This window comes from Rhizobium sp. YTUHZ045 (assembly GCF_051124255.1).
In the GTDB taxonomy this organism is placed as follows: domain Bacteria; phylum Pseudomonadota; class Alphaproteobacteria; order Rhizobiales; family Rhizobiaceae; genus Rhizobium.
The window spans coordinates 925,647-946,732 of the sequence record NZ_CP101432.1 but is presented as its reverse complement, the minus strand read 5'-3'; the positions used below and the strand labels follow the sequence as shown (position 1 = coordinate 946,732).

23 protein-coding genes and 2 pseudogenes are annotated in these 21,086 nt (G+C 60.0%); 6 read left to right on the top strand and 19 right to left on the bottom strand.

All coding sequences use genetic code 11. The annotated features are described in order from the left end of the window. Positions 1 to 68 precede the first annotated feature (68 nt). Positions 69 to 557: a DUF5330 domain-containing protein gene (locus NMA58_RS04680; protein WP_097599836.1), complete on the top strand. Its 489-nt coding sequence runs from the start codon at positions 69 to 71 to the stop codon at positions 555 to 557. Positions 558 to 1,053: 496 nt separating this feature from the next. Beyond that, positions 1,054 to 1,476, top strand: a complete 423-nt coding sequence (locus tag NMA58_RS04675) for a SufE family protein (protein WP_064801307.1) — start codon at positions 1,054 to 1,056, stop codon at positions 1,474 to 1,476. A 375-nt stretch (positions 1,477 to 1,851) separates the two neighbouring features. Here NMA58_RS04675 and NMA58_RS04670 read toward each other — a convergent pair whose 3' ends face one another. Both NMA58_RS04670 and NMA58_RS04665 read right to left on the bottom strand, forming a co-directional pair. Continuing rightward, a complete protein-coding gene (locus NMA58_RS04670) occupies positions 1,852 to 2,283 on the bottom strand; it encodes a MucR family transcriptional regulator (protein WP_010060045.1) in 432 nt (143 codons plus the stop codon). Between the two features lie 457 nt (positions 2,284 to 2,740). Further along, a complete protein-coding gene (locus tag NMA58_RS04665; RefSeq protein ID WP_085780013.1) occupies positions 2,741 to 2,956 on the bottom strand; it encodes a hypothetical protein in 216 nt (71 codons plus the stop codon). Between the two features lie 187 nt (positions 2,957 to 3,143). Between NMA58_RS04665 and msrB the strand changes: the two genes are divergently transcribed. Next, complete coding sequence (gene msrB / locus NMA58_RS04660) at positions 3,144 to 3,557, top strand: peptide-methionine (R)-S-oxide reductase MsrB (protein ID WP_064801305.1); 414 nt, start codon at positions 3,144 to 3,146, stop codon at positions 3,555 to 3,557. 162 nt (positions 3,558 to 3,719) lie between these two features. Here the strand turns inward: msrB and ftsH are convergent. The 7 genes and pseudogenes from ftsH to NMA58_RS04625 all read right to left on the bottom strand — a co-directional run bounded on the left by ftsH (position 3,720) and on the right by NMA58_RS04625 (position 9,653). Beyond that, positions 3,720 to 5,554, bottom strand: a pseudogene (gene ftsH, locus NMA58_RS04655) (ATP-dependent zinc metalloprotease FtsH). A gap of 14 nt (positions 5,555 to 5,568) precedes the next feature. Continuing rightward, entirely contained in the window at positions 5,569 to 6,954 is a 1,386-nt protein-coding gene (locus NMA58_RS04650; protein WP_434712546.1) for a DegQ family serine endoprotease, read from the bottom strand. A 79-nt stretch (positions 6,955 to 7,033) separates the two neighbouring features. Then, positions 7,034 to 7,400, bottom strand: a pseudogene (locus NMA58_RS04645) (SPW repeat protein). A gap of 30 nt (positions 7,401 to 7,430) precedes the next feature. Then, positions 7,431 to 7,760: a DNA-directed RNA polymerase subunit omega gene (locus NMA58_RS04640; protein WP_430958784.1), complete on the bottom strand. Its 330-nt coding sequence runs from the start codon at positions 7,758 to 7,760 to the stop codon at positions 7,431 to 7,433. An 8-nt stretch (positions 7,761 to 7,768) separates the two neighbouring features. Further along, positions 7,769 to 8,509 carry an NADH dehydrogenase ubiquinone Fe-S protein 4 gene (locus NMA58_RS04635; RefSeq protein ID WP_434712545.1) on the bottom strand — a complete coding sequence of 247 codons (741 nt, stop codon included), beginning with the start codon at positions 8,507 to 8,509 and terminating at the stop codon, positions 7,769 to 7,771. 66 nt (positions 8,510 to 8,575) lie between these two features. Beyond that, a complete protein-coding gene (locus tag NMA58_RS04630; RefSeq protein WP_183703722.1) occupies positions 8,576 to 9,085 on the bottom strand; it encodes an Hsp20/alpha crystallin family protein in 510 nt (169 codons plus the stop codon). 88 nt (positions 9,086 to 9,173) lie between these two features. Continuing rightward, on the bottom strand, positions 9,174 to 9,653 hold the full coding sequence (locus NMA58_RS04625) for an Hsp20 family protein (protein ID WP_183703719.1): 480 nt from the start codon (positions 9,651 to 9,653) through the stop codon (positions 9,174 to 9,176). 213 nt (positions 9,654 to 9,866) lie between these two features. On the opposite strand from NMA58_RS04625, the gene NMA58_RS04620 reads away from it, so the two are divergent. Beyond that, positions 9,867 to 10,088 carry a hypothetical protein gene (locus NMA58_RS04620; RefSeq protein ID WP_085777474.1) on the top strand — a complete coding sequence of 74 codons (222 nt, stop codon included), beginning with the start codon at positions 9,867 to 9,869 and terminating at the stop codon, positions 10,086 to 10,088. 38 nt (positions 10,089 to 10,126) lie between these two features. Here the strand turns inward: NMA58_RS04620 and NMA58_RS04615 are convergent, their stop codons facing one another. The 5 genes from NMA58_RS04615 to groES form a co-directional block, all read right to left on the bottom strand. Then, positions 10,127 to 12,337 carry an amylo-alpha-1,6-glucosidase gene (locus NMA58_RS04615; protein ID WP_434712544.1) on the bottom strand — a complete coding sequence of 737 codons (2,211 nt, stop codon included), beginning with the start codon at positions 12,335 to 12,337 and terminating at the stop codon, positions 10,127 to 10,129. Positions 12,338 to 12,351: 14 nt separating this feature from the next. Beyond that, complete coding sequence (locus NMA58_RS04610; protein ID WP_434712543.1) at positions 12,352 to 13,446, bottom strand: glycosyltransferase family 4 protein; 1,095 nt, start codon at positions 13,444 to 13,446, stop codon at positions 12,352 to 12,354. Between the two features lie 86 nt (positions 13,447 to 13,532). Then, positions 13,533 to 13,955 (bottom strand): hypothetical protein, encoded by a 423-nt coding sequence (locus NMA58_RS04605; protein WP_183703708.1) that lies wholly within the window; start codon positions 13,953 to 13,955, stop codon positions 13,533 to 13,535. Positions 13,956 to 14,045: 90 nt separating this feature from the next. Next, a complete protein-coding gene (gene groL / locus NMA58_RS04600) occupies positions 14,046 to 15,674 on the bottom strand; it encodes a chaperonin GroEL (protein WP_434712542.1) in 1,629 nt (542 codons plus the stop codon). A gap of 51 nt (positions 15,675 to 15,725) precedes the next feature. Beyond that, complete coding sequence (gene groES, locus NMA58_RS04595) at positions 15,726 to 16,040, bottom strand: co-chaperone GroES (RefSeq protein ID WP_097599849.1); 315 nt, start codon at positions 16,038 to 16,040, stop codon at positions 15,726 to 15,728. 279 nt (positions 16,041 to 16,319) lie between these two features. Here groES and NMA58_RS04590 point away from each other — a divergent pair, with 279 nt between their 5' ends. Further along, positions 16,320 to 16,592, top strand: a complete 273-nt coding sequence (locus NMA58_RS04590) for an usg protein (protein ID WP_085777468.1) — start codon at positions 16,320 to 16,322, stop codon at positions 16,590 to 16,592. 85 nt (positions 16,593 to 16,677) lie between these two features. On the opposite strand, the gene NMA58_RS04585 is transcribed toward NMA58_RS04590, so the two are convergent. The 4 genes from NMA58_RS04585 to NMA58_RS04570 form a co-directional block, all read right to left on the bottom strand. Continuing rightward, complete coding sequence (locus NMA58_RS04585) at positions 16,678 to 17,379, bottom strand: pentapeptide repeat-containing protein (protein WP_434712541.1); 702 nt, start codon at positions 17,377 to 17,379, stop codon at positions 16,678 to 16,680. Between the two features lie 171 nt (positions 17,380 to 17,550). After that, positions 17,551 to 18,102 carry a GNAT family N-acetyltransferase gene (locus tag NMA58_RS04580; RefSeq protein ID WP_434712540.1) on the bottom strand — a complete coding sequence of 184 codons (552 nt, stop codon included), beginning with the start codon at positions 18,100 to 18,102 and terminating at the stop codon, positions 17,551 to 17,553. A 75-nt stretch (positions 18,103 to 18,177) separates the two neighbouring features. Next, complete coding sequence (gene trhA / locus NMA58_RS04575) at positions 18,178 to 18,846, bottom strand: PAQR family membrane homeostasis protein TrhA (protein ID WP_434712539.1); 669 nt, start codon at positions 18,844 to 18,846, stop codon at positions 18,178 to 18,180. A 129-nt stretch (positions 18,847 to 18,975) separates the two neighbouring features. After that, positions 18,976 to 19,395 (bottom strand): universal stress protein, encoded by a 420-nt coding sequence (locus tag NMA58_RS04570; RefSeq protein ID WP_434712538.1) that lies wholly within the window; start codon positions 19,393 to 19,395, stop codon positions 18,976 to 18,978. A gap of 279 nt (positions 19,396 to 19,674) precedes the next feature. Here NMA58_RS04570 and NMA58_RS04565 point away from each other — a divergent pair, with 279 nt between their 5' ends. Further along, positions 19,675 to 20,535, top strand: coding sequence for a VOC family protein (locus tag NMA58_RS04565; protein ID WP_434712536.1), 861 nt, complete (start codon positions 19,675 to 19,677; stop codon positions 20,533 to 20,535). Positions 20,536 to 20,546: 11 nt separating this feature from the next. On the opposite strand, the gene NMA58_RS04560 is transcribed toward NMA58_RS04565, so the two are convergent. After that, on the bottom strand, positions 20,547 to 20,930 hold the full coding sequence (locus NMA58_RS04560) for a hypothetical protein (protein WP_434712535.1): 384 nt from the start codon (positions 20,928 to 20,930) through the stop codon (positions 20,547 to 20,549). Positions 20,931 to 21,086: the final 156 nt, after the last annotated feature.

Below are 21,086 nucleotides of genomic sequence, written 5' to 3'. Positions count from 1 at the left end.
AAGCACACCGGACAACCGGCCTGATTCGGCGACAAGAACCGGACGGGAAAACAGGATGGGCAACGACAATGTGGTTTCTGATCAAAGGATCCTTCTGGTTTGGCCTTGTGCTCGTGCTTCTTTCCGTCTTCAGCACGGAGGGATCCGACAAGCTCGCCGGCGGCCCGCAATTGCAGCTCTCCGATGCATTCACGGCGGCGAGCGGCGCCTATGATTATCTCACTGGCATGTGCTCGGAAAAGCCGGAGGTCTGCGCCAAAGGCGCCGAGACCCTGACGGCGCTCGGCTACCGGGCCCGTGAGGGCGCCCGCGTGGCTTACGAACTTCTCGACAGCCAATTCACGGACGAACCGACGACGACCGCAAGCCCCGCCGAACCGGCAAACCGGGTGGCAGCCGCCGCACCCTCCCTCGCCTCTCCTTCCGTTCAGGAGAAGGCACGCGAGGCAAAGGCTGCGCTCAACCAGCCGATGCCTTACCGTCCGCCGGTCGACGATGAAGCCGCGACCGTAGTAACCGGCGCGATCCCGCTGCCGACGCCGAAGCCGGCGATCTGACGAAATTGCGCGAGCAATCGGCCCGGCGCGCATGAGCAACATTCGGAGGCGGGACCGCTTCTCAATTGAATTCTAAAGCGCGGTGCGATCCTTAAGATTCGCCTGCCGCGCTTTAGGTCCTTGGTTTGCCGCATGTCTTTCACGCAAAACCGCTGCACACTTTTGCGCGACATGCTTTAGAGCTTGCATCGGTGGTCCGCATGACGCGGAAATGCCCCATGCCTGACGTGCCTGCCCTGTTTAACTCAGCAGATTGCTGCGCCGTGAGGATGCCCATCCCTCACGGCGTTTCTTTTGAGAGCATGTCGCGCAATAATGTGCGGTGGTTTTCGATAACGACGTGCGTAAAATAAAAGCTGGAGCGCGGCATCGGCAAGACGACGCGCTTTAGCGGTTCAAATCTGTTGGTCTATCACCTATATGCAGTCCTAGAGCATGTCCGGACGCAAAATTGCCGTGTCGTTTTGCCAGCATGCCAAAAGGTGAAAGGCTTTTTATGGCATCCCTCGACCAGATCATCGATGACTTCGCCTTCCTGGACGATTGGGAAGACCGCTACCGCTATGTCATCGAACTGGGCAAGGCGCTGCCCGAGCTCGCCGAGGAAAAACGCACCTCGGAGAACAAGGTGATGGGTTGCGCCAGCCAGGTGTGGCTGGTGACGCATACGTCGGGCGATCCGGAAAACCCAATCATGAGTTTCGAAGGCGATTCCGACGCGCATATCGTGCGCGGCCTCGTCGCCATCGTACTTGCAACCTATTCCGGCAAGCCGGCTTCCGAGATCGCTGCTCTCGATGCCTTCGAGATCTTCTCGAAGATCGGCTTGGTGGAGAACCTGTCGTCGCAACGCTCGAACGGGTTGCGCTCGATGGTGAAGCGAATCCGGGAAGAGGCGAAAGTCCGCGCCGCGGCCTGAACGCGATCGATTCGGTCGGTCAGCGCGGCCGATCGCGCATTTGCGGAGACGGCCAATCGACTATATTAACACTTCCTTATAGTATAGGAATACATTCTACCTCACCCTCCCAAGCGTAAGAGAGGCTTCCTGATAATATCCCGTCTCCCCAGTGCATGATTTGCGACAGCGGCGGAATAGTCAGGGAGATTATTATCCTCGTTCAGAACAGGATGAACTCTGGGCCGTTTGCACTAAAGTCTGAATCCTGCTTTCATTTAACAGGCCCGGACAGACAGCGCACGGAAACGCATCCGGTTTTCGGCATCATGTTTGCGGTACAGACAGAAAAGCCGGGCACAAGACCCGGCTTTTGTCGTTGACTGCTTCGAAAGCTCAGCCGCGGCCGCGCTTGCGGCGCTGACCCAGGCCCATCTCCTTCGCCAGGCGCGAACGCGCTTCGGCATAGGCGGGCGCTACCATCGGGTAGTCGGTCGGCAGGTCCCATTTCTCACGGTATTCTTCCGGCGAGAGACTGTGATGCGTCATGAGGTGACGCTTGAGGGACTTGAAGTTGCCGCCGCATTCCAGGCACGTAATCTGCTCGTCCTGTACGGACTTGCGGACAGAGACTGCAGGCTTCTGCTTTTCGACGACAGCCGCAGCGGGCTGCGGTACGGACGTGTTGCTCAGTGCCGAATGCACGTCGGAAATCAGATTTGCCAGGTCGCTGACCGGGACAACATGGTTGCTGACATAAGCCGCGACGATGTCGGCCGTCAGTTCCACAAGCAGCTCCGGCCCATTGCCGGTCGCCATATCCGTCATATTTTTTCTCCTGTTAGCATGCTCAAACGATCTTTGACTGTCACGCCAAAGACCCGCCTCGTAGAAGCGAACAGCAAAAGCACAGGAAGCAATCTTCTGTTTCGAAAAACGTGAAATCCACCCCTAGATTCCGAAGTCCGAGACCTGTTCTTATACTGCCTGACCGAAAACCACTACCGTCTTGCTCCAGGCGATGGCCCCAGTTAGACATTGAAAAATCAAAACTGAGGGACCTGGAAGCAGAACGATTGTAATTCACAATCAGAATTCTACTTGCATTTTCAAATACCATCGTTTGGCCGAAAGGCCAATTATTATTTGTCGTTTTTCTTGAGAAAAAATGGCTGACGAAGAATTATAGGACTTTAGGCCAAGCTTTACTCACAGCTTCCTGTGCATAAGTTCGGCGTAAAACAGGTTAAGACGCCAATAGCAGGGGTTCAGAGAGTTGCCGTGATCAGGCCAGCGAGCGGGAGAGACGCGTCAGCAGCCGGACGACCGAACCGTGCAGGATAAAGAGCAGAAGCGTCAGCGGCCAGAGCAGGCAGGCGACAAGCCCGGCGAGACGATGAAACGTCAAACCGGCATGATTCGCCCAGCCCTCCAGCAGCGTGACCGTCATGGCGGTCACGGTCACGAGGCCGTAGAGCAGGACGATTGCAGCTTCAAACACCAATGGCTCCTCAATGTACGTAACATTAACCCTAACAGAAAACCCTTAATAGATGTAAAAGCAGAGGTCTTCCCTGATAGCTGCATGCCGCCATTCCCGCGGCCCGGCGCCGGAGGCTTGATGAAACAAGGACGGCGCACCACATTTCTGGCGAAACGGAACCGCCCTTCGGCGAAAGGAGCACGTCATGTCCGAAACTGCAACCACCGCCAAGATCCATAAGTCAGACGCCGAATGGAAAGAGCAGCTCACGCCCGAGCAATACCGCATTACCCGCCAGCACGGCACCGAACGCGCCTTCACCGGCCCCTACTGGGATTCCTTCGAGACGGGGCTCTACCGCTGCGTCGGCTGCAACGCGCCGCTTTTCCGTTCTGACACGAAATTCGACGCCGGCTGCGGCTGGCCGAGCTATTTCGAAGCGGTTTCTCCCGATGCTGTGACCGAGCATCGCGACACGAGCTACGGTATGGTGCGGACCGAAATCCGCTGCGGCACCTGCGACGCCCACCTCGGCCACGTCTTTCCCGACGGCCCGCCGCCGACCGGCCTGCGCTACTGCATCAACGGCCACGCCATGGTATTCGAGCCAGGGGAATAACGCCGAGCCATGATCGGCACGATCAAAGCACTCCAGGCGGCATAGGTCGCCGCGGCGAATTAAGTTCCGGAGGCCACCTGAGCCCGGCAAAGGCCGCGCCGGCCTACGACGTCTCGGCCGCAATTGTCACCTTCTCGGCGGCCGATTGATCGTGCCGCCCACTCAAGTGGGCTGATCCGCCGCTTCGACCCTGACCAGAAGGGACCGCAAGTCGGTCTCATTTAGAGTCTCTTTTTCGAGGAGAAGCCGCGCCGCCCGTTCCAGCATGCTTTTGCGTTTCCGAAGCAATTCCACCGCCCTGCCGAACGTCTCGTCGACAATCCGTCGGACCTGTTCGTCGACCGCTGCGGCGGTTTCGTCGGAATATTCATGCTCCTGTGGTCCGTAGAACGGCTGGTCTGTCGCAAGGAATGAGCGCCGGTCCTTCTCAAGCGCGACGTGCCCCAGCTTTTCCGTCATTCCGTAGCGGGTGACCATGGCGCGGGCGATATCCGTGACCTTGACGAGGTCGTCGGCCGCACCCGTGGACAAACGGCCATAGATGATCCATTCAGCCGCGCGTCCGCCGAGCAAGACCGCCATCTTGTTCTCGAGCTCCTCGCGGGTCATCAGAAATCTATCCTCCGTTGGCCGCTGAATCGTATAGCCGAGCGCGCCAATGCCGCGCGGGATGATCGAGACCTTGTGGACAGGATCGACACCAGGCAATGCCATCGCAACCAGTGCATGGCCCATCTCGTGATGGGCGACAATCTCCCGCTCCTTGGGATTGAGCAGCCGGTTGCGCTTTTCGAGACCTGCGACAATGCGTTCTACCGCGTTGTTAAAATCCTCCATACCGACAGCATCGGCTTTCCGGCGCGTGGCGAGCAGCGTTGCCTCGTTCGCGAGATTGGCAAGGTCCGCACCCGTAAACCCTGGTGTCAGCGCGGCAATCTGCTCGATGTCGACTTCCGGCGCCAGCTTCGACTTCTTCAGATGCACGTTGAGGATCTCGATGCGTCCGGCCTTGTCAGGGCGGTCGACCAGCACCTGGCGATCGAAGCGGCCGGCCCTGAGGAGGGCGGGATCGAGGATTTCCGGCCGGTTTGTGGCGGCAAGCAATACCAGCCCCGTAGACGAGTCGAAGCCGTCGAGCTCCACGAGCAGCTGGTTGAGAGTCTGCTCCTTTTCGTCATGACCGCCCGCCATCGGACCGATGCCGCGGGCCGGCCGAGTGCATCGAGCTCATCGATGAAGATGATGGCCGGCGCCTTGGCGCGCGCCTGTTCAAAGAGATCGCGGACGCGCGCAGCACCGACGCCGACGAACATCTCGACAAATTCGGAGCCGGAAATCGAGAAAAATGGTACACCGGCCTCCCCTGCGACTGCGCGCGCCAGCAGGGTCTTGCCGGTACCAGGTGGGCCGACGAGCAGCACCCCTTTCGGCATCCGGCCACCCAGCCGGCCGTAACCTGCCGGATCCTTGAGGAAGTCGACGATTTCCTTGAGCTCCTCCTTGGCTTCGTCGACCCCGGCCACATCCTTGAACGTCACGCCGGTGTCAGACTGGACATAAATTCGTGCCTTGCTCTTGCCGATCTGCATGAGGCCGCCGCCAATCCCGCCACCCATGCGCCTCAGCACGAACATCCAGATGCCGACGAAGAGCGCCACGGGAATAAGCCAGGAAAGAAGATCACGCAGGAAGGTGCTTTCGATCTGACCGGTTACGATCACCCCATGGCTCTGAAGCTGCTGGGCGAGGCTGGGCTCCACACGCGTCGTCAGAAAAAAGGCCCGGCCGTTCTGCGGCTCCTTGTAGCGCCCCTGGATAAAGTTGTCGGAGACGGCGACTTCGGCGACCTTGCCGTCCCGGAGGTCCGTTTCGAACTGGCTGTAAGAGATCCCTGCAACTTGCGTCGTCGTCGCAAAAAGATACTGGATTGCCACGAGGACGAAGAAGGCGGCGATCCAATATCCGATGTTGAACTTTGTCTTGCTGTTCATAGCCATGAGGCCGCTCCCGGCTAGCGGATGACCAGCAGCAGCCGGCCGCCATCGCGGATCAGTTCGAGGGCGACTATAGCTGGTTTTTCGGCAATCGTCCGTCGCAAGTCGGCGATGGAAGCAACGGGAACGCGGTTTATCGCAACGATTAAGTCGCCGGCCCGAATACCGGCGCGAGCCGCGGTGCTGCCGGGAGCCACATTCTCTATCAGCACGCCGGAGACGCCCCCATCCCGCAATCCCCCTTTAGGGGCGTCCCGCATGCTGGCACCCTCCAGCGCCGTGCCGGACAGATCTGCAGGAGAGTGGTCTTCGGCAGCGATGGTGGCAGCAATCACCCTCTCGTCATCGCCACGCTTCACAGTCAAGCGGACGTTGCTGCCCGCCGGCGTAAGGCCGATCCGATTCCTGAGGTCAGTCGCGCCATGAACGGGACGCCCGTCGATCGCCGTCACCACATCGCCGGTCTTTAGTCCGGCCTGCTCGGCCGACGAGCCAGGCTCGACATTGGCAATCAGGGCGCCCCGCAAATCGCCAAGTCTTAGTGCCTCAGCCAGGTCGGGCGTTATATTCTGGATACCGATGCCGAGCCTGCCACGTCGCACTTCCCTATGGGCAATCAATTGATTCATCACCGTCACCGCCATATTGCTTGGAACGGCAAATCCGATGCCGACATTGGCGCCGGCGGGGCTGAGGATCGCTGTATTGACCCCGATCAGCTTGCCATCGAGCGTTACCAGGGCGCCCCCGGAATTTCCCGGATTGATCGAGGCATCCGTCTGAATGAAGTCCTCATAGCCTTCGATGTTCAAGCCGCTGCGTCCGAGGGCGCTGACGATGCCCGACGTAACCGTTTGACCGAGCCCGAAAGGATTCCCGATCGCGACGACATAGTCGCCCACCTTGAGGGCGTCGGAATCGCCGACCTGGATCGCCACAAGATTTTTTGCGTCGATCTGGAGCAGCGCGATATCGGTTTCCTTGTCACTGCCGATGAGTTTTGCCGGGAACTGACGCCCATCCTTCAGCGTGACGGAAATCTCCGTCCCGCCATCCACGACATGATGATTGGTGAGCACATAGCCTTTCGCAGCGTCGATGATGACCCCAGAACCGGCACTCATCCTACCCCGCCGTTGCTGCTCCGGCACATCAAAGAAGTGGCGGAAGTTCGGATCGCTGTAGAGAGGATTGTTTTCGGCTGGTGACCGCGAGACGACAGCGATATTAACGACGGCTGGGGTGATATGATCGAGCATCGGCGCTAAGCTTGGCAAGGTGGCAGCCGAAGGTACAAGCGCCGCTGTCTGTGCAATGACGGGGGTGACGGTGATCAGGACGGCTCCGGCGGCGATAGCTGCGGAAACGGCGATCGTGCGGAGCCTCGGGGCTAAATCGAACATCGGTTTGCTCCTCGACTCTCCTCGTTTGAAACTTGAATTCGGAAGAACGGGCCCGGCGGCCGGACCCGTTCTGAGCCGCTTATACGGTTGACAGCGGATGGTTATGGCTGAACCAGATGCTGCCGGCGGCCACTACGGCGACGACAACACCCCACAATCAGATGCACCCACATCGCCGCTGTCACGGCCGCAAAGCCCAGCACCCACGGTGCGACGACGGCCCATACGCCCAGGACAAGATTGACCCATTCCTCCACCTCATAGAAGGCGTAGAGAGCCGCTGCGGCGATCAGGGCGATGGCAGCGCCGACGATCCAGGCATTCCATGCGGCGCCGCTCTCGGCTGCGAAGCCGAGCAGCCATGGTGAGATCAGAAGAGCAAGACCGGCAACGATATTGACGATATCGAGAGCCGTCCGGTTGTTCGAATTCAGGGACTTCAGCATCGTTCATTTCTCCTCATCTGTTGTTTGACATCATCGATCGACCGCCTCATGCGATGAGGCGACGGGTGCGGCGGCAGTGCTTGAAAGGCCGTCGCCGCGAAGCTCGATTTTCGTGGGTGCAGGTGGTGGCAAAAAGCATGCGCCTGCTTGCGATGCGAACAGAAATGGCGCCATCTCGTCGTCGGCGAACGCACCGCAAGCAATCTCCTGCAATGCCATCTCGCTCGCGCTTGCGCACCGCGGATCAAGCCTTGGTTCGGCACCCCGCCTTAGTGCGCGGGTGCGGGCTGCTGCCGCGAGCGACAAAGCGAACCTGTTCGGAAGAATGTTCTGGCAATCGAAAACGATATGCGGATCCATGACCCACCTCATGCAGCTTCCCGATTGGCCACAGGATGTGTTTGCGCGCTCTCGACATCCCGCTCGAGGGCAAGCAGGGCCTGCTCGACCTCATGGAGACGCGACGACCGGTCGTTCTCCGGCATGCCTTCGTTTGTTGCCTGGTCGAGAAGATATTCCGTCCAAGCCCAATTCATAAGGATCGAGCGCTTCGCTTGCAGCGAAAGGGAGGGATCAACAACGATGTCCATCGGCGACGACCACGTCGCCGGACCGGAAGAATCTCCTCGACTTGTCGCACCGTCCATGGCCTGCCCGTAGCTCTCGCTCAGCGGGGCAAGGCCAAGCCGGTCCAGTGTCGCGTCAGCGAAAGCATGCGACATTTTTTCGGTTCGGCGGCCGGTCATACGCTTTGCCGTAGCAGCAGGCCGTTGCACGACATAAGTCAGACCGTGACGCTCGGCGTACCGGATGGCGGATCGCAGCGTGGGAAATTCGAGTTCCACCTGCGTCAGCATATCGCGATCACCCGTGTAACCCATCAAAGGTTCGATGAATGGGGCGCTGCTGCGCTCGAAGACGAGCCGCCAGCCCTTCGTTCGCGCTTTGCCCGACGTCGCAACGGAGCGGCACGGCTTGAAGATACGGGCAACGGCATTTTCGGGAAACAGTGATTGTCCGAACGAAAGTTTGCTCCGTTCGTTATCGTTCGACGCGCAGATAGTGTCAGATATTGGGGTTTTCCGATGTGTGTCTCTTGCGGTCTCCATGGTTCTATCCCTCCCTATCGGCGAAGGATGAGCGGCGGCCGGCCAGGTGGCCGGCCGCCGCGCTCGTCAGCTTCTGATGGCGATGCGCTTGACCTGTGACTGCGCCTTTTCGGTCTTTGGCAGAGTGACAGTCAGAACGCCGTTCTTGAAGGTGGCGTCGACCTGGTCTTCCTTGACCTCGGTGCCGAGCGGGATGCGTCGTTCGAAGCGGCCGTAGTAGCGCTCCGAAAACTGCTTCTCCTTGTCTTCCGTTTCCGAACGCTTCTCACCCTTCAGCGTGAGCACGCCGTCATTGAGAAAGACCTCGATGTCCTTTTCTTCAAGACCGGGTACTTCGGCCGTAACCTTGATTTGCTTCTCAGTGTCCGAAATCTCGACACTCGGCCAGCCTGCACCGAAGCCGCCGGCGCCGCGATGTGACGGCAGGCCGGGGCCAAAGCCGCGAAAAACGTCGTCGAACAGCCGGTTGACCTCGCGGTGAAGCGACAGGAAAGGATCGCGGTCGTCGTCGCGAAGGAGACTCGGCATCTGATTGCCGTTGTTGCGGCCCCAGGGAATCAAATCACGAACACTCATGGCTTTACTCCTTTCTGGTGGTTCTTCGGCATTCCGGTGGGCGCCAGACGACGTCTGGCGCCACGTCTGCTCCCTGCTATTGGAACGCTTAGGCCGCCACCTGTTTCTCACCTTCGATCTGCTTTGTCTCGGCCTTGGGCAGCACCCCGTCGGCCTTGATCTCGATCTGGCGCGGCTTCATCTCTTCGGGAATTTCGTGCTTGAGATCGATGGTCAGCAGACCGTTGACCAGACCCGCGTCGACAACCTTGACATGATCGGCCAGTTCGAACCGACGCTGGAACGAGCGTCCGGCAATGCCGCGATGCAGATATTGAGCATCTTCGCTGTCTGCCTTCTGCCCTGATACCATCAGCATGTTCTGCTCTTGGGTGATTGCCAGCTCGTCCTGCGAGAAGCCCGCCACTGCCATGGCAATGCGGTAGTCGTTCTCGCCGGTCTTGACGATATCGTAGGGCGGCCAGTTGTCGATTGTCTCGGCGCGGCCTGCAGCCTCAAGCGCGTTCAACATTCGCTCAAAGCCGATGCTCGACCGGAACAGGGGAGAGAAATCGAGGTTTGTCCTCATAGCCATATCCTCCTTGCAAGCAACATGGACACAAGGAGACGCCAAGAGCGACCGGCGTCTCCTGGGCTTCTGTCGATCCCTATTGGGCGATCAACAATACTAATATAATTCAGTGTCTTACGGTTTCAAGGGGATCGAATTTCTCGACGAGAAAAATTGATCTTTTCGAATACGCCACCATATGCTCTGGAGCTTGAGCGAGGAGCAATTGTTATGACAATGACTTCACACGACGTCGTCGCCGTCCTTGGGCCCGCCGACAAAACGCTTGTGGCCGAGATCATCGCAACAGGTGCAACCCAAGCCGAGCTTGCCGAGGCGTTTGCATGGGCCAACAACGACGAGGCCCTGGTGGGTGAAGGGCGGCATCTACCGACCGGCAGGGTTGCTGCGCTTGTTGACCTGCTGAGGTCGGACGAAGAGGAACCCGATTAGAAAAGGCGGTTGACCCGCCTTCCCTGCACCGTCCTTCATCAGGCCGTGGTGAGCACGCTGACATCGCCCTGTCGATTGATGACATCGACCACGACCTGGTGTCGAGACCGACGGATGGCCACGTCAGCCGAGCAATTGCCGATCAGCAGACGCCGCAAGATTACCTCGTCGAGAAACGAAGGAAGGCGCGGCACGCTGAAGCTGATCTGCAAATTATTCGGATCGAAGTCGAGGCCAAGGCAGGATTGCAGCAGCGACAAAGGGGCTGCTGCCGCCCATGCTTGCGGCGAGCAGGCAACCGGATAAGAGGTAGGACCGCGTGCCCGTTGACGTGGCAGGCCGCAGAGGAGTTCGGGAAGCCGCCGCAGGTCGATATAGGTCGCAGCGGCAAACAGCCCCTCGAAGATTCGCGCGGCTTCGGCGCGATAGCCATAGCGGGCAAGACCGCTGGCGATCATGGCATTGTCATGTGGCCAGATCGAGCCATTGTGGTAGCTCATAGGATTGTAACGTGCTTCGGTCGAGGGAATGGTCCGGATGCCCCAGCCACAGAAGGAGGAAGCATTCATAAGGGTGCGGGTCACCTGTGCGACCCGTTCAGGATAAGCAATACCGGTGAACAGAGCATGGCCGGCATTGGAGGATCGGACCCGGCAAGGCCGTTTATCCCCGTCGAGAGCCAACACATAGGTGCCGAGTTCCTCATCGAAGAAGCTCATGTCAAAGGCGTGGCGCAGTCCCTCCGCGCGCGCGAGAAAGCTCGCCGCGCGCTCCGGCTTGCCCCTCCACCGGAAGATTTCGGCAGCACTTTGCCAAGCGCCGTAGACATAGGCTTGGACTTCGGCGATCGCGATTGGGCCCCGGGCCAATGTGCCATCGGCATGGAAGACCGAGTCGTGGCTATCCTTCCACGCCTGATTGATCAGACCTTCTTCCGTCAGCCGCCCGTATTCGACGAAGCCGTCGCCATCGCGATCCCCATGTTCGTCGATCCATGTCAGCGCGGCTTCGAGATTCGGCAGGAGACGGTCGATGGTCGCAAGGTCACCAGTTCGTTTGAGATAGTCGCCGGCCAGCATCACGAAGAGCGGCGTCGAGTCGATGCTGCCATAGTAACGCCGGAATGGAACCTCGCCGAGTTCGGCCATTTCGCCGCAACGCACTTCGTGCAGGATCTTGCCCGGCTCGGCGTCTGAAGCAGGATCGACGTTCGTCGCCTGATTGGCAGCAAGATGACCCAGAACCCCGCGGGCGATCTCCGGATCGAGCCAAAGTGTCTCAAGCGCCGTGATCAGGGCATCGCGGCCGAAAACGGTGCTGAACCAGGGAATGCCGGCATAAGGATAGGGGCCTTCCGGCTTGTCGGTGATCAGCATGTAGAGGTCAGAGGCGCTGCGCCGCGCGACTTCGTTGAAGATCTCGTTGGAAGTTGTGACCGACGCTGCGCGCGAGGAGGAGGCGCGCAACGCACGGCGGGCATCCCGCAAGGTAAGAAAGAAGGAAAGGCGGCTCAGTCGATCGGCGGAGGTGTGGTCGCAGCCGATCTGGATAAAGAGCGATTTGGTCTCGTGCGGCTCCAGATGGATGTCGTAAGTGACGAGATCGCTACGAATCTCGGCCGGTTCAGGCATGAAGGAAAGGCGCGTCGACCGCTTGCGATCGTCCAGGCCAATATAGGAAAGCAGGATCCAATCCTGTTCCACGACGGCGGGAAGATGGTGCCCTCGCCTTGACCTTGCGGTGCCGCGGACTTCAAAAAGATCGGCGAAATCGGCCCCGAAAGAGATCTGAATGCGAACATGTTGCCGCCGCTCGTCATAATTCCTCACGGCCAGCCGTTCATAACAACAGGCATTCCAGAGAAAGCGTGATCTGCGCAGATGAATCACGTCATGGCCTAGAACCAGCCTTCCCTTGTCATCGAACTGATCAGGATTGGTAAGATCACAGGTCAGCGTGGCATTGTCATCCCGCAGCGTCGACGACAGAAGCATGGGCCGCTGTTCATTGATCGTCAGGTAAAGATGCGAGAGATGACGGGTGTCCCGGTGAAAAAGGCCTTCCGGACTGCCGGGACCGGAAAGAGCATCGCCATTATGATCGAAGACGGCAAAAGTATCGCCGTGCTTCAAGGTACGCGGCCGGCGCTCCTGCAGCGATGCGGCGGCCGGAATGAAGAACTGAGCGACCGGCGCCGTCAGGCCTGACGATGCCTTGGCGGGGTTGCTTTCCGCAGACACGTTCGACATGCCTCCTCCTTGCCTCAGGCAACAGCCTGCAGGTCGGGCGCTTGACTACGCGACCGGCGGATCGGCGCAGCTTTGATGCGAACACCCGGCAGGTTGCGATAGATGTTGAGATAGTCGCACGCCATTCGTTGTGCAGTGAACCGCTTTTCAAACGCGGCCCGTACCTTGTGCCGATCGAGGCGCAGCGCCCATTCGACGTTTTCGGCCGCCTCCGTGACGCTGTCGACCAGGATGCCCGAGATGCCATTGTCAATGACCTCGGGAACCGAACCACAGCCGAAAGCGATGACCGGCGTGCCGCAGGCCATGGCTTCGATCATCACCAGCCCGAAGGGCTCCGGCCAGTCGATCGGGAAGAGCAGAGCGCCTGCATTTCCAAGGAAGGCAGCTTTCTCACGTTCATCGATCTCGCCGATGAATTCAACATGCGGATTGCTCTTTATCATCGGCTGGATGACGGTTTCCCAATAGGCCTTGTCGGCATTATCGATCTTGGCGGCGATCTTCAGCTGCATTCCGACCTTTGCCGCGATCTGGATCGCGCGATCGGGGCGCTTTTCCGGAGAGATCCGACCAAGAAAAGCCAGGTAATTGCCTCCAGGGTTTTGCGTGAAGGGAAGCAGATCAGCCGGCAGTCCATGATAGACCGTTCCGCGCCAGTCGACCGGCGGCATCGGACGGCGCTGGTCGTTGGAGATCGACACCATCGGAATATCCGGGAACGCCGCGTAGAACGGCTTGAGATCCGGCAGGTCGAGCCGGCCGTGCAGTGTGGTGACAGTGCGGTCGGCGAAATCGCGGATCAGCGGGAAATGCAGCAGGTCGATGTGGAAATGCAGCACGTCGAACTCATGCGCCCGCTGACGGATCTCCTCCAGCATCAAGACCTGATGCGGCAAATGTTCCTTGACCGCAGGGTTCAGCCGCAAGGCGACGTCCGCACATGACACGAGCGTCGCCCGGGTGACGGAATCGCCGCTGGCAAAAAGCGTGACCTCATGCCCCTGTGCCACGAGTTCTTCGGTAAGGTAGGAAACGATCCGCTCCGTTCCCCCATAGAGCTTTGGCGGAACGCTCTCGGCGAGCGGCGCAATCTGAGCGATCTTCATCGGCAAAACCTCCTCAGTTGAGCAAACAGTCGTCGGCAACATCATGCCCGCGTCCTTTAGAGGCACACGGCAGGCCGGACGGAGGGTCAGGTTTCAAGTAGCGGTCGGCGCCGTCCTCCTTTCCAGTAGCTGCACAAGCCAAGGCCGGGAAGCCGGCGTACCGACGGTCTTCGACGACGCGTCCTGTGGGCACTCAAGGGAGCGGACGTATCTTGTTTCCCGGATGGTCGATCGCCTTTGTCCAAAGCCTTCAGCGCTTCGAGGATCTCGTCGTAGGATACAGCTTTTTCGGTCCCGGGGTAAAGGCGAAGGGCTGGTACGGATTCGATCGCGAAGATATCGGATGCCCATGAAGCGAGAATGGCCCGCTTCTCGTCGTTGCCGATGTCGGCGGCGGTAAGCACGTCACGCGGGTGACTGAAATGTTTCGCTGGATGAAGCAGATGTGCCGCACTGATGGCAGCCATGGCGCTCTGCTGCATGGAATTGCTGATGCTTTCCTTTCTCATAGCTCGCTCCATTGATGTTGACCGATGGAACTTGGTTCATTCGAGAGCGTGCGGCCCGCCCCGATGGCAGAGCGGGCCGAGTGGTCGCTGTTAGAAGTCCATGCCGGCGCCGGCGGGCATAGCCGGAGCAGCTTCCTTCTTGGGCTTCTCAGCGATCATCGCTTCTGTCGTCACCAGCAGGCCGGCAACGGAGGCGGCGTCCTGAAGTGCGGTGCGCACCACCTTGGCCGGATCGATGACGCCCTGCGCGTAGAGATCGCCATATTCGCCGCTCTGGGCGTTCCAGCCATAGGAGAATTCGCTCTTCTCGCGCAGCTTGCCGACAATGATGGAGCCTTCGGCGCCGGCGTTTTCGGCAATCTGGCGAACCGGGGCTTCGATCGCGCGGCGGACGATGTCGACGCCGACCCGCTGGTCGTCATTTGCCGTCTTGACGGCGTCGAGCGCCTTGACTGCACGCAGCAGCGCTACGCCGCCGCCCGGCAGAATGCCCTCCTCGACCGCTGCGCGGGTGGCATGCAGCGCGTCGTCGACGCGATCCTTCTTCTCCTTCACCTCGACCTCAGTCGAGCCGCCCACGCGGATGACGGCAACACCGCCGGCGAGCTTGGCGAGGCGTTCCTGCAGCTTCTCGCGGTCATAGTCGGAGGTGGTTTCCTCGATCTGCGCGCGGATCTGAGCGGTACGACCGTCGAGCTCCGCCTTCGAACCGGCACCGTCGATGATCGTGGTGTTTTCCTTTTCGATGGCCACCTTCTTTGCCCGGCCGAGCATGTTGAGCGTCACATTCTCAAGCTTGATGCCGAGATCTTCGGAGATGACGGTGCCGCCGGTCAGGATGGCGATGTCTTCCAGCATGGCCTTGCGGCGGTCGCCGAAGCCAGGCGCCTTGACGGCGGCTATCTTCAGGCCGCCGCGCAGCTTGTTGACGACGAGCGTTGCGAGCGCTTCGCCTTCGACGTCTTCAGCGATGATGAGGAGCGGCTTGCCCGACTGAACGACGGCTTCGAGAACCGGCAGCATCGACTGCAGGTTCGACAGCTTCTTCTCATGAATTAGGATATAGGGATCCTCCAGTTCGACCCTCATCTTGTCCTGATTGGTGACGAAGTAGGGGCTGAGATAACCGCGGTCGAACTGCATGCCTTCGACGACTTCGAGTTCGGTTTCGGCAGTCTTGGCTTCCTCGACGGTGATCACACCCTCGTTGCCGACCTTTTCCATCGCTTCGGCAAGGTAACGGCCAATCTCGGCATCGCCATTGGCGGAGATCGTGCCGACCTGGGCAATTTCGGAATTGTTGGAGATCTTGCGGGCGTTGGTCTTCAGTTCCGCCACGATAGCATCGACGGCGAGATCGATGCCGCGCTTCAGGTCCATCGGGTTCATGCCGGAGGCGACCGCCTTGGCACCCTCCTTGACGATCGCTTGGGCGAGCACCGTCGCGGTCGTGGTGCCGTCGCCGGCGAGGTCGTTCGTCTTCGACGCCACTTCGCGCAGCATCTGCGCACCCATGTTCTCGAACTTGTCTTCGAGCTCGATTTCCTTGGCGACCGAGACGCCGTCCTTGGTGATGCGCGGCGCGCCAAAGGATTTGTCGATGACGACGTTGCGGCCTTTCGGACCCAGCGTGACCTTCACGGCATTGGCCAGCACATCGACCCCACGCAGCATGCGTTCACGGGCATCGCTATGGAATTTCACTTCTTTCGCAGCCATTCTTTAACTCCTTCAATAGGCAGCTTTTTTGACTAACGCGGGGCGAACGCCTCAGGCGGCGATCTTTTTGGCCGCCTGGGCTTCGATAACACCCATGACGTCGCTTTCCTTCATGATCAGCAGGTCCTCGCCGTCGATCTTGATCTCCGTGCCGGACCATTTGCCGAACAGGATGCGATCGCCGACCTTGACGTCGAGCGCCTGGATCTGGCCGGCATCGTTGCGCGCACCGGGGCCGACGGCGATGACCTCGCCTTCCTGCGGCTTTTCCTTGGCGGTGTCGGGAATGATGATGCCGCCCTTGGTCTTTTCTTCGGAATCGACGCGGCGGACGAGAATGCGGTCATGAAGCGGTCGGAACGACATGTTTTCCTCCAATGGACAAACAATAACGATGTTGTTCCCCTGGCCGGACCAGATGACCAGTCCGGGCGGGTGCAAACCTCTGTCGAGCGTTTTGCGCGCATTGATCTGGTTTTGCGATTTTTCGATTTCAAGAGGGCGCAGAGAAAAAATTAGCACTCACCCCAAGCGGCTGCTAACACCCTGAGAAGGAACAACAAAAGCCGCCGTTGCGTTGAGAATCCCGTTGATGGACGCCAAGATATGCGCCACCTTCTCGTTGTCGTGAAACGGAGATGAAGCATGCAATTTTCATCGGATCTAGAGCGCCAGCTCAGCGGTTACGGCCTTACCACTGCCCACATCCTCTACCGCCTTCCGGATTTCGAATCCGTCCTGCAGACTTATGTCTGGCAGGATTACGATCTCGCCCCGGGCTTTCCGGAAATGCACAAGTTCCTCGATTTCTGGCAGTCCAACCTTGACGGACCGCTGCATTCCGTCCGCTATAGCCATCAGCGGCTGATCGGACCGAATGAATGGCGTCGGGTCATTGGCGAGTTAAGGCTGCACTAGTTCGAACCGGACACATTCCACGTCGGCCAGGCATTGCTGCCATAGCTTTCGTCAACCTGCACGGAATCTATGCAAAAGCCCGAGTTCACTCATGCTCGGCAGGGCATGGCCAATTTGAAGGCGCAGAAAGGCCTGCCGGCAATTTGGTCGAGGCATCGCCGCAGGCCAGGTCGATCTGCGCCTGCTCGAGGCCGGCGGCAGCCGAGAGGTCAAGGCCTTCGATGCGGGTCAGGAACATGAAGGCGCGCTCGAACGTCGCAGGGCCTTCGAAGACGGCGCTGGAGAGATCGGCGCGGGAGAGATTGGCGAAGGAGAATTTCACCCCCGTCAGTACCGCCTTATCGAAATCGGCGCGGCCGAGTTCGGCCTTTTCAAAGCTCGCGCCGGAAAGCCGGGCTCCCGCGAAATTGGCGCGCTGCAGCTCGGCCCCGGCAAAGGACGCGGCGTCCGCGACAATATTGGCGAAGCTGGCGCGATAGGCCTCGATCTTGGCGAAGTTGGCCCCTTCGGCATGTGACCCCTCAAGCGAGGCGCGCACCAAGCTCGCCTTTTCCAGATTGGCGGATTTGAAATTCGAACCGCTGAGATCGGTCAGCGAGAAATCGGTGCTGAAGAGATTGGCGCCTTGGAGATCACTGCCCTGCAGCATCAGGTTCTTCTTCGTGCATTCCTGCCAGTCGAGCTTCGGTGAGGCCGTGCTGCCGCAATCGGCACCACGCGAGGAAATCGGAGCAGCGGCGAGAAGAAGGAAGGCAAGGAGGCCGAGCGGCGATCTATGCATTACCATTGAATTGTTGATCTCCATGACGCTTATCACGCCGCCTCTCGCGAAGCAGGCGGCCTCTCTTTTCTACACAGCTCAGAATACAATAAAAAGATGGTGACCGCTCCGGCAATGATTTGCCGGTTCACTCCGTCCAGCGAGCGCTCGTCCCTCCGTCGGCCTTGGGCAGGCAGCTCAATCGGTCTCGCCGGGCAGGCGAAGCTCCATGCAGGTGAGGTCCAGCCAGCGGCCGAACTTGGTGCCAACCTCGGAAAATCTGCCGGCAATGCGGAAGCCGAGCTTTTCGTGCAGCCGGATAGAGGCTGTGTTATCAGCCTCGATGCCGGCGATCATCACATGGATATTGGCGGCCGCCGCACGCGCGATCAATTCGCGCATCAGGGCCTCGCCGATGCCGGCGCCGCGATGATCCTTGTCGACATAGACGGAATGTTCGACGGTGTGGCGATAGCCTTCGAAGGCGCGCCAGTCGCCATAGGAGGCGTAGCCCGCGACCTTGCCCGACATCTCGGCGACAATGACCGGAAAGCCGCGGCCCTTGCGCGCGCTCAGCCATTCCCGTCGGTTCTCGAGATCGACGAGCGTTTCGTTCCAGATCGCCGTCGTGTGCTCGACGGCATGATTGTAGATATCCCGGATGGCAGGAAGATCGGCTTCGGTGGCGTCGCGGAGAAGGACGGCGTCTGTCATGGGCGCTCGGTTCGGATTGACTGCGCGGGTTGGCATACGCTGCTGATCAAAAGATGTAAACGGCTGACACGCCAGAGAAAGGCTCGCGGGACGCGCTCGGCAGGCCGCAGCTCAGAAGGCTGGCATCGGCAGGCTGAAACAGGTGAAGACGGCTGAATAATGCACAGCCGCGGCGATGACGACGAAACCGTGCCAGATGGCGTTCTGGAAACGTAGTTTCTCCCAGACATGGAAGATGACGCCGAGCGAGTAGATAACGCCGCCGATAACGATCAACAGCATCGAAGCGGAGGGAATGCGCGCGGCGACAGGCCCCGCCACCAGCACGCCGCTCCAACCCATGGCTAGGTAAAGCAGGATGGCGAGGCGGTCATAGCGCCCTGGAAACACGCATTTCAGGACGATGCCGACAGCTGCGAATAGCCATATCGCCATCAGCATGAAGAAGAGCAGCGGATCGTCGGCGCCGCGTTCGAGAAAGGGCGTATAGGTGGCGGCGATCAGGATGAAGATCGCCGAATGATCGAAGCGGCGCAGGAACCATTTGGTGCGCGAGACTGGCCAGAGATTGTAGGAAAAGGAGATCGCAAGCGTCAGCACCAGTCCGACGCCATAGATCCAGGCGGCGGCGAGCGCGCCGTGGGAGCTCCAGACCGTGGCGTAGAAGATGAGAGCGGTAGCGCCGATCAGCGCCAGCACGAGACCGACGCCGTGGACGATGCCGTCGGCGATCAGCTCATATCTGTCGTAAGCCCAGCGAATACCGTTGAACTCGGTCATGCACGCCAACCCGTTTGGTACCCGATTGCGATGGTCGCACCGAACGGGCGGGGGCGCAACTGCGGCGCATCGTGCGCGCGGTAAATCTTCGTGACAGACCACACAGGCGACCTCGACGGCGGCGCAGATTCAGATCTTCTGCCGCTCGACCAGCACGGAGCACTTGGCGTGCCGCACGACGCGGTCGGCCGTGGCGCCGATAAAGTAGTTGGAAAAGTCCGGAATATGCGAGGCGAGGATGATGAGGTCGGCGCCGTGGCTTTCGGCGGCTGCGATGATGGCTTTGGCCGGCGGACCGTTGCGGATGTCGATCGTCGCCGTGACCCCGGTTGCGGCGACCAGCGCTTCCAGCTTGTCGCGGCCGTCCTTCATGGCGTCCTCGAGCATGTTGGCCGGCAGTTCGATCGCGACATAGGTCGGCACATCCTCGACGACGTTGAGCGCGACCATCTGGCCGCCCGCGTCGAGCAGCGAGGCGGCCTTGCGGAGAATGTTCTCTCCCCTGTCGAGGCTGCCGAGCGCGATCGCCACGATGATTTTCCTGTACATGGCTCCCTCCATGACTGAGATGCATAAGCTTGCTCAGATGAAGATATGGGCGCATTGACTCCGATCAAGCCGGTGAAGGTCATCGTCAACATCTGCTCAACGCTTCATCCTCAAAAACAAGCCTTCTGTGAACAATCGGGATAGGCCATATAAAGATCAAGTACGGCAGCCGAAGAGACCAGGCGCATGAACCGGCGAGACTTCCTCGGATCTGCCACGGGCGGCATGGTTGCCGCCACCGCCGGTACGCCTTCAACTGCAGAGGCAGGAGACCCATTGATGACGACAGAAACATCCTATGCGCTGACGCGGCCTGCCTATATCGACCAGTCGCATCTCGTCGTCACCGATCTCGGCCTCGTTTCCGGCTTCTATCAGTCGATGCTCGGCCTGAAGGTCATCGAGAAGACGACGAGCGGCGAAGTACTGGGTGTCGGGGGCCATCCGCTGCTGACGCTGACCACGGCAAAGGACGCGGCAGTCGCGCCACGGAATGCCGCAGGCCTTTTCCACACAGCCTTTCTGATGCCCGACCGCACCGAACTGGCGCGCTGGCTGCGCCACGCCGCCCAAAACAACGTTGTGCTCGACGGCGCCTCGGACCATCTCGTCAGCGAGGCGATCTACCTTTCCGATCCCGAGGGCAACGGCATCGAAATTTATGCCGATCGGCCACACGAGGGATGGAAATTCCTCGAGGATGGCATGGTCGAAATGGCGACGCGGCGGCTAGACCTGCAGGCCCTCTATGACAGCGCACCGGAGGATCGCTGGGGCGGCATGTCTGAGGGAACGGCAATCGGCCATCTGCACCTGCAGGTCGGCAATATCCCGCAGGCCGACGCCTTCTACCGCGACGTGCTCGGTCTCAAGCTGATGGCCCGTTATCCCGGCGCAAGCTTTTTTGCCACCGGCGGCTATCACCACCATCTCGCCGCCAACATCTGGAACAGCCAGGGCGCCACTGCCCGCGCCGACAATATGACCGGGCTGTCGGACTACCGGATCCGTTTCAACGACAAGGCGACGCTCGACGCGGCGGTTTCCAGGCTCGACGCGCTGGAGCTCAACAGCGAGAAGCGCGACGGCGGCGTCTTCCTCAAAGATCCCTGGGGCATCGGCCTGACACTTTCGACCTGAACCTGAAAACCCTATTGAACCTTCTCGGTTCCTGATGGCGTCGTCACCTGCGTCGGTCCGCCGCCGTTTCCGCTTGGCGTCGGCGACCGGTCTGTCGCTTCGGGCGGCCGTGCAGGGCCGGAGGCCGGGTCGTTGTTGAAGGCGCCGGGACCGGAGGGCTGCGTATTGATCGCATCCGGCTTGGTCGAAGCCGTCGCCGTCGGATCATTGTTGCCGGGGTCCGGCCAGATCGCAACGCTTACGCCGGCAATGATAAGAACTGCCGCGCCCGCCACAAGAACGGTCCAAACCCACCAGCGCCGCTGATCGGCGGCTTTCAGTCTCGCCTCCTCCGCATAGGGGGGATCGGTCGAATAGGTCTCGGTGGTTTTCGTCTGATCGGGATCTGCAATCATGAGCACTCTCCTTCCGAGGTCGAACGCCAGCAACCGCGAGGTTGTTCCGGCGGCAGGATCAAATCGGCGCGCGAGCCGATGAAAGGATGAATGCTTCGGCGCCCTTGCCCGCAGGCTGACCGATGTCTTTAACGACGGCGCCATGGACCGGCGGAA

Excerpts from the sequence above, each read along its gene's own strand:
- NMA58_RS04585 (WP_434712541.1), bottom strand. The coding sequence starts at position 17,379 with ATGGTAATGCATAGATCGCCGCTCGGCCTCCTTGCCTTCCTTCTTCTC.
- NMA58_RS04570 (WP_434712538.1), bottom strand. The coding sequence starts at position 19,395 with ATGTACAGGAAAATCATCGTGGCGATCGCGCTCGGCAGCCTCGACAGG.
- NMA58_RS04675 (WP_064801307.1), top strand. The coding sequence starts at position 1,054 with ATGGCATCCCTCGACCAGATCATCGATGACTTCGCCTTCCTGGACGAT.
- NMA58_RS04680 (WP_097599836.1), top strand. The coding sequence starts at position 69 with ATGTGGTTTCTGATCAAAGGATCCTTCTGGTTTGGCCTTGTGCTCGTG.
- NMA58_RS04560 (WP_434712535.1), bottom strand. The coding sequence starts at position 20,930 with ATGATTGCAGATCCCGATCAGACGAAAACCACCGAGACCTATTCGACC.
- NMA58_RS04620 (WP_085777474.1), top strand. The coding sequence starts at position 9,867 with ATGACAATGACTTCACACGACGTCGTCGCCGTCCTTGGGCCCGCCGAC.
- NMA58_RS04605 (WP_183703708.1), bottom strand. The coding sequence starts at position 13,955 with ATGAGAAAGGAAAGCATCAGCAATTCCATGCAGCAGAGCGCCATGGCT.
- trhA (WP_434712539.1), bottom strand. The coding sequence starts at position 18,846 with ATGACCGAGTTCAACGGTATTCGCTGGGCTTACGACAGATATGAGCTG.
- NMA58_RS04670 (WP_010060045.1), bottom strand. The coding sequence starts at position 2,283 with ATGACGGATATGGCGACCGGCAATGGGCCGGAGCTGCTTGTGGAACTG.
- NMA58_RS04630 (WP_183703722.1), bottom strand. The coding sequence starts at position 9,085 with ATGAGTGTTCGTGATTTGATTCCCTGGGGCCGCAACAACGGCAATCAG.
- groES (WP_097599849.1), bottom strand. The coding sequence starts at position 16,040 with ATGTCGTTCCGACCGCTTCATGACCGCATTCTCGTCCGCCGCGTCGAT.
- NMA58_RS04650 (WP_434712546.1), bottom strand. The coding sequence starts at position 6,954 with ATGTTCGATTTAGCCCCGAGGCTCCGCACGATCGCCGTTTCCGCAGCT.
- NMA58_RS04640 (WP_430958784.1), bottom strand. The coding sequence starts at position 7,760 with ATGGATCCGCATATCGTTTTCGATTGCCAGAACATTCTTCCGAACAGG.
- NMA58_RS04590 (WP_085777468.1), top strand. The coding sequence starts at position 16,320 with ATGCAATTTTCATCGGATCTAGAGCGCCAGCTCAGCGGTTACGGCCTT.
- NMA58_RS04625 (WP_183703719.1), bottom strand. The coding sequence starts at position 9,653 with ATGAGGACAAACCTCGATTTCTCTCCCCTGTTCCGGTCGAGCATCGGC.
- msrB (WP_064801305.1), top strand. The coding sequence starts at position 3,144 with ATGTCCGAAACTGCAACCACCGCCAAGATCCATAAGTCAGACGCCGAA.
- NMA58_RS04635 (WP_434712545.1), bottom strand. The coding sequence starts at position 8,509 with ATGGAGACCGCAAGAGACACACATCGGAAAACCCCAATATCTGACACT.
- groL (WP_434712542.1), bottom strand. The coding sequence starts at position 15,674 with ATGGCTGCGAAAGAAGTGAAATTCCATAGCGATGCCCGTGAACGCATG.
- NMA58_RS04580 (WP_434712540.1), bottom strand. The coding sequence starts at position 18,102 with ATGCCAACCCGCGCAGTCAATCCGAACCGAGCGCCCATGACAGACGCC.
- NMA58_RS04565 (WP_434712536.1), top strand. The coding sequence starts at position 19,675 with ATGACGACAGAAACATCCTATGCGCTGACGCGGCCTGCCTATATCGAC.
- NMA58_RS04610 (WP_434712543.1), bottom strand. The coding sequence starts at position 13,446 with ATGAAGATCGCTCAGATTGCGCCGCTCGCCGAGAGCGTTCCGCCAAAG.
- NMA58_RS04615 (WP_434712544.1), bottom strand. The coding sequence starts at position 12,337 with ATGTCGAACGTGTCTGCGGAAAGCAACCCCGCCAAGGCATCGTCAGGC.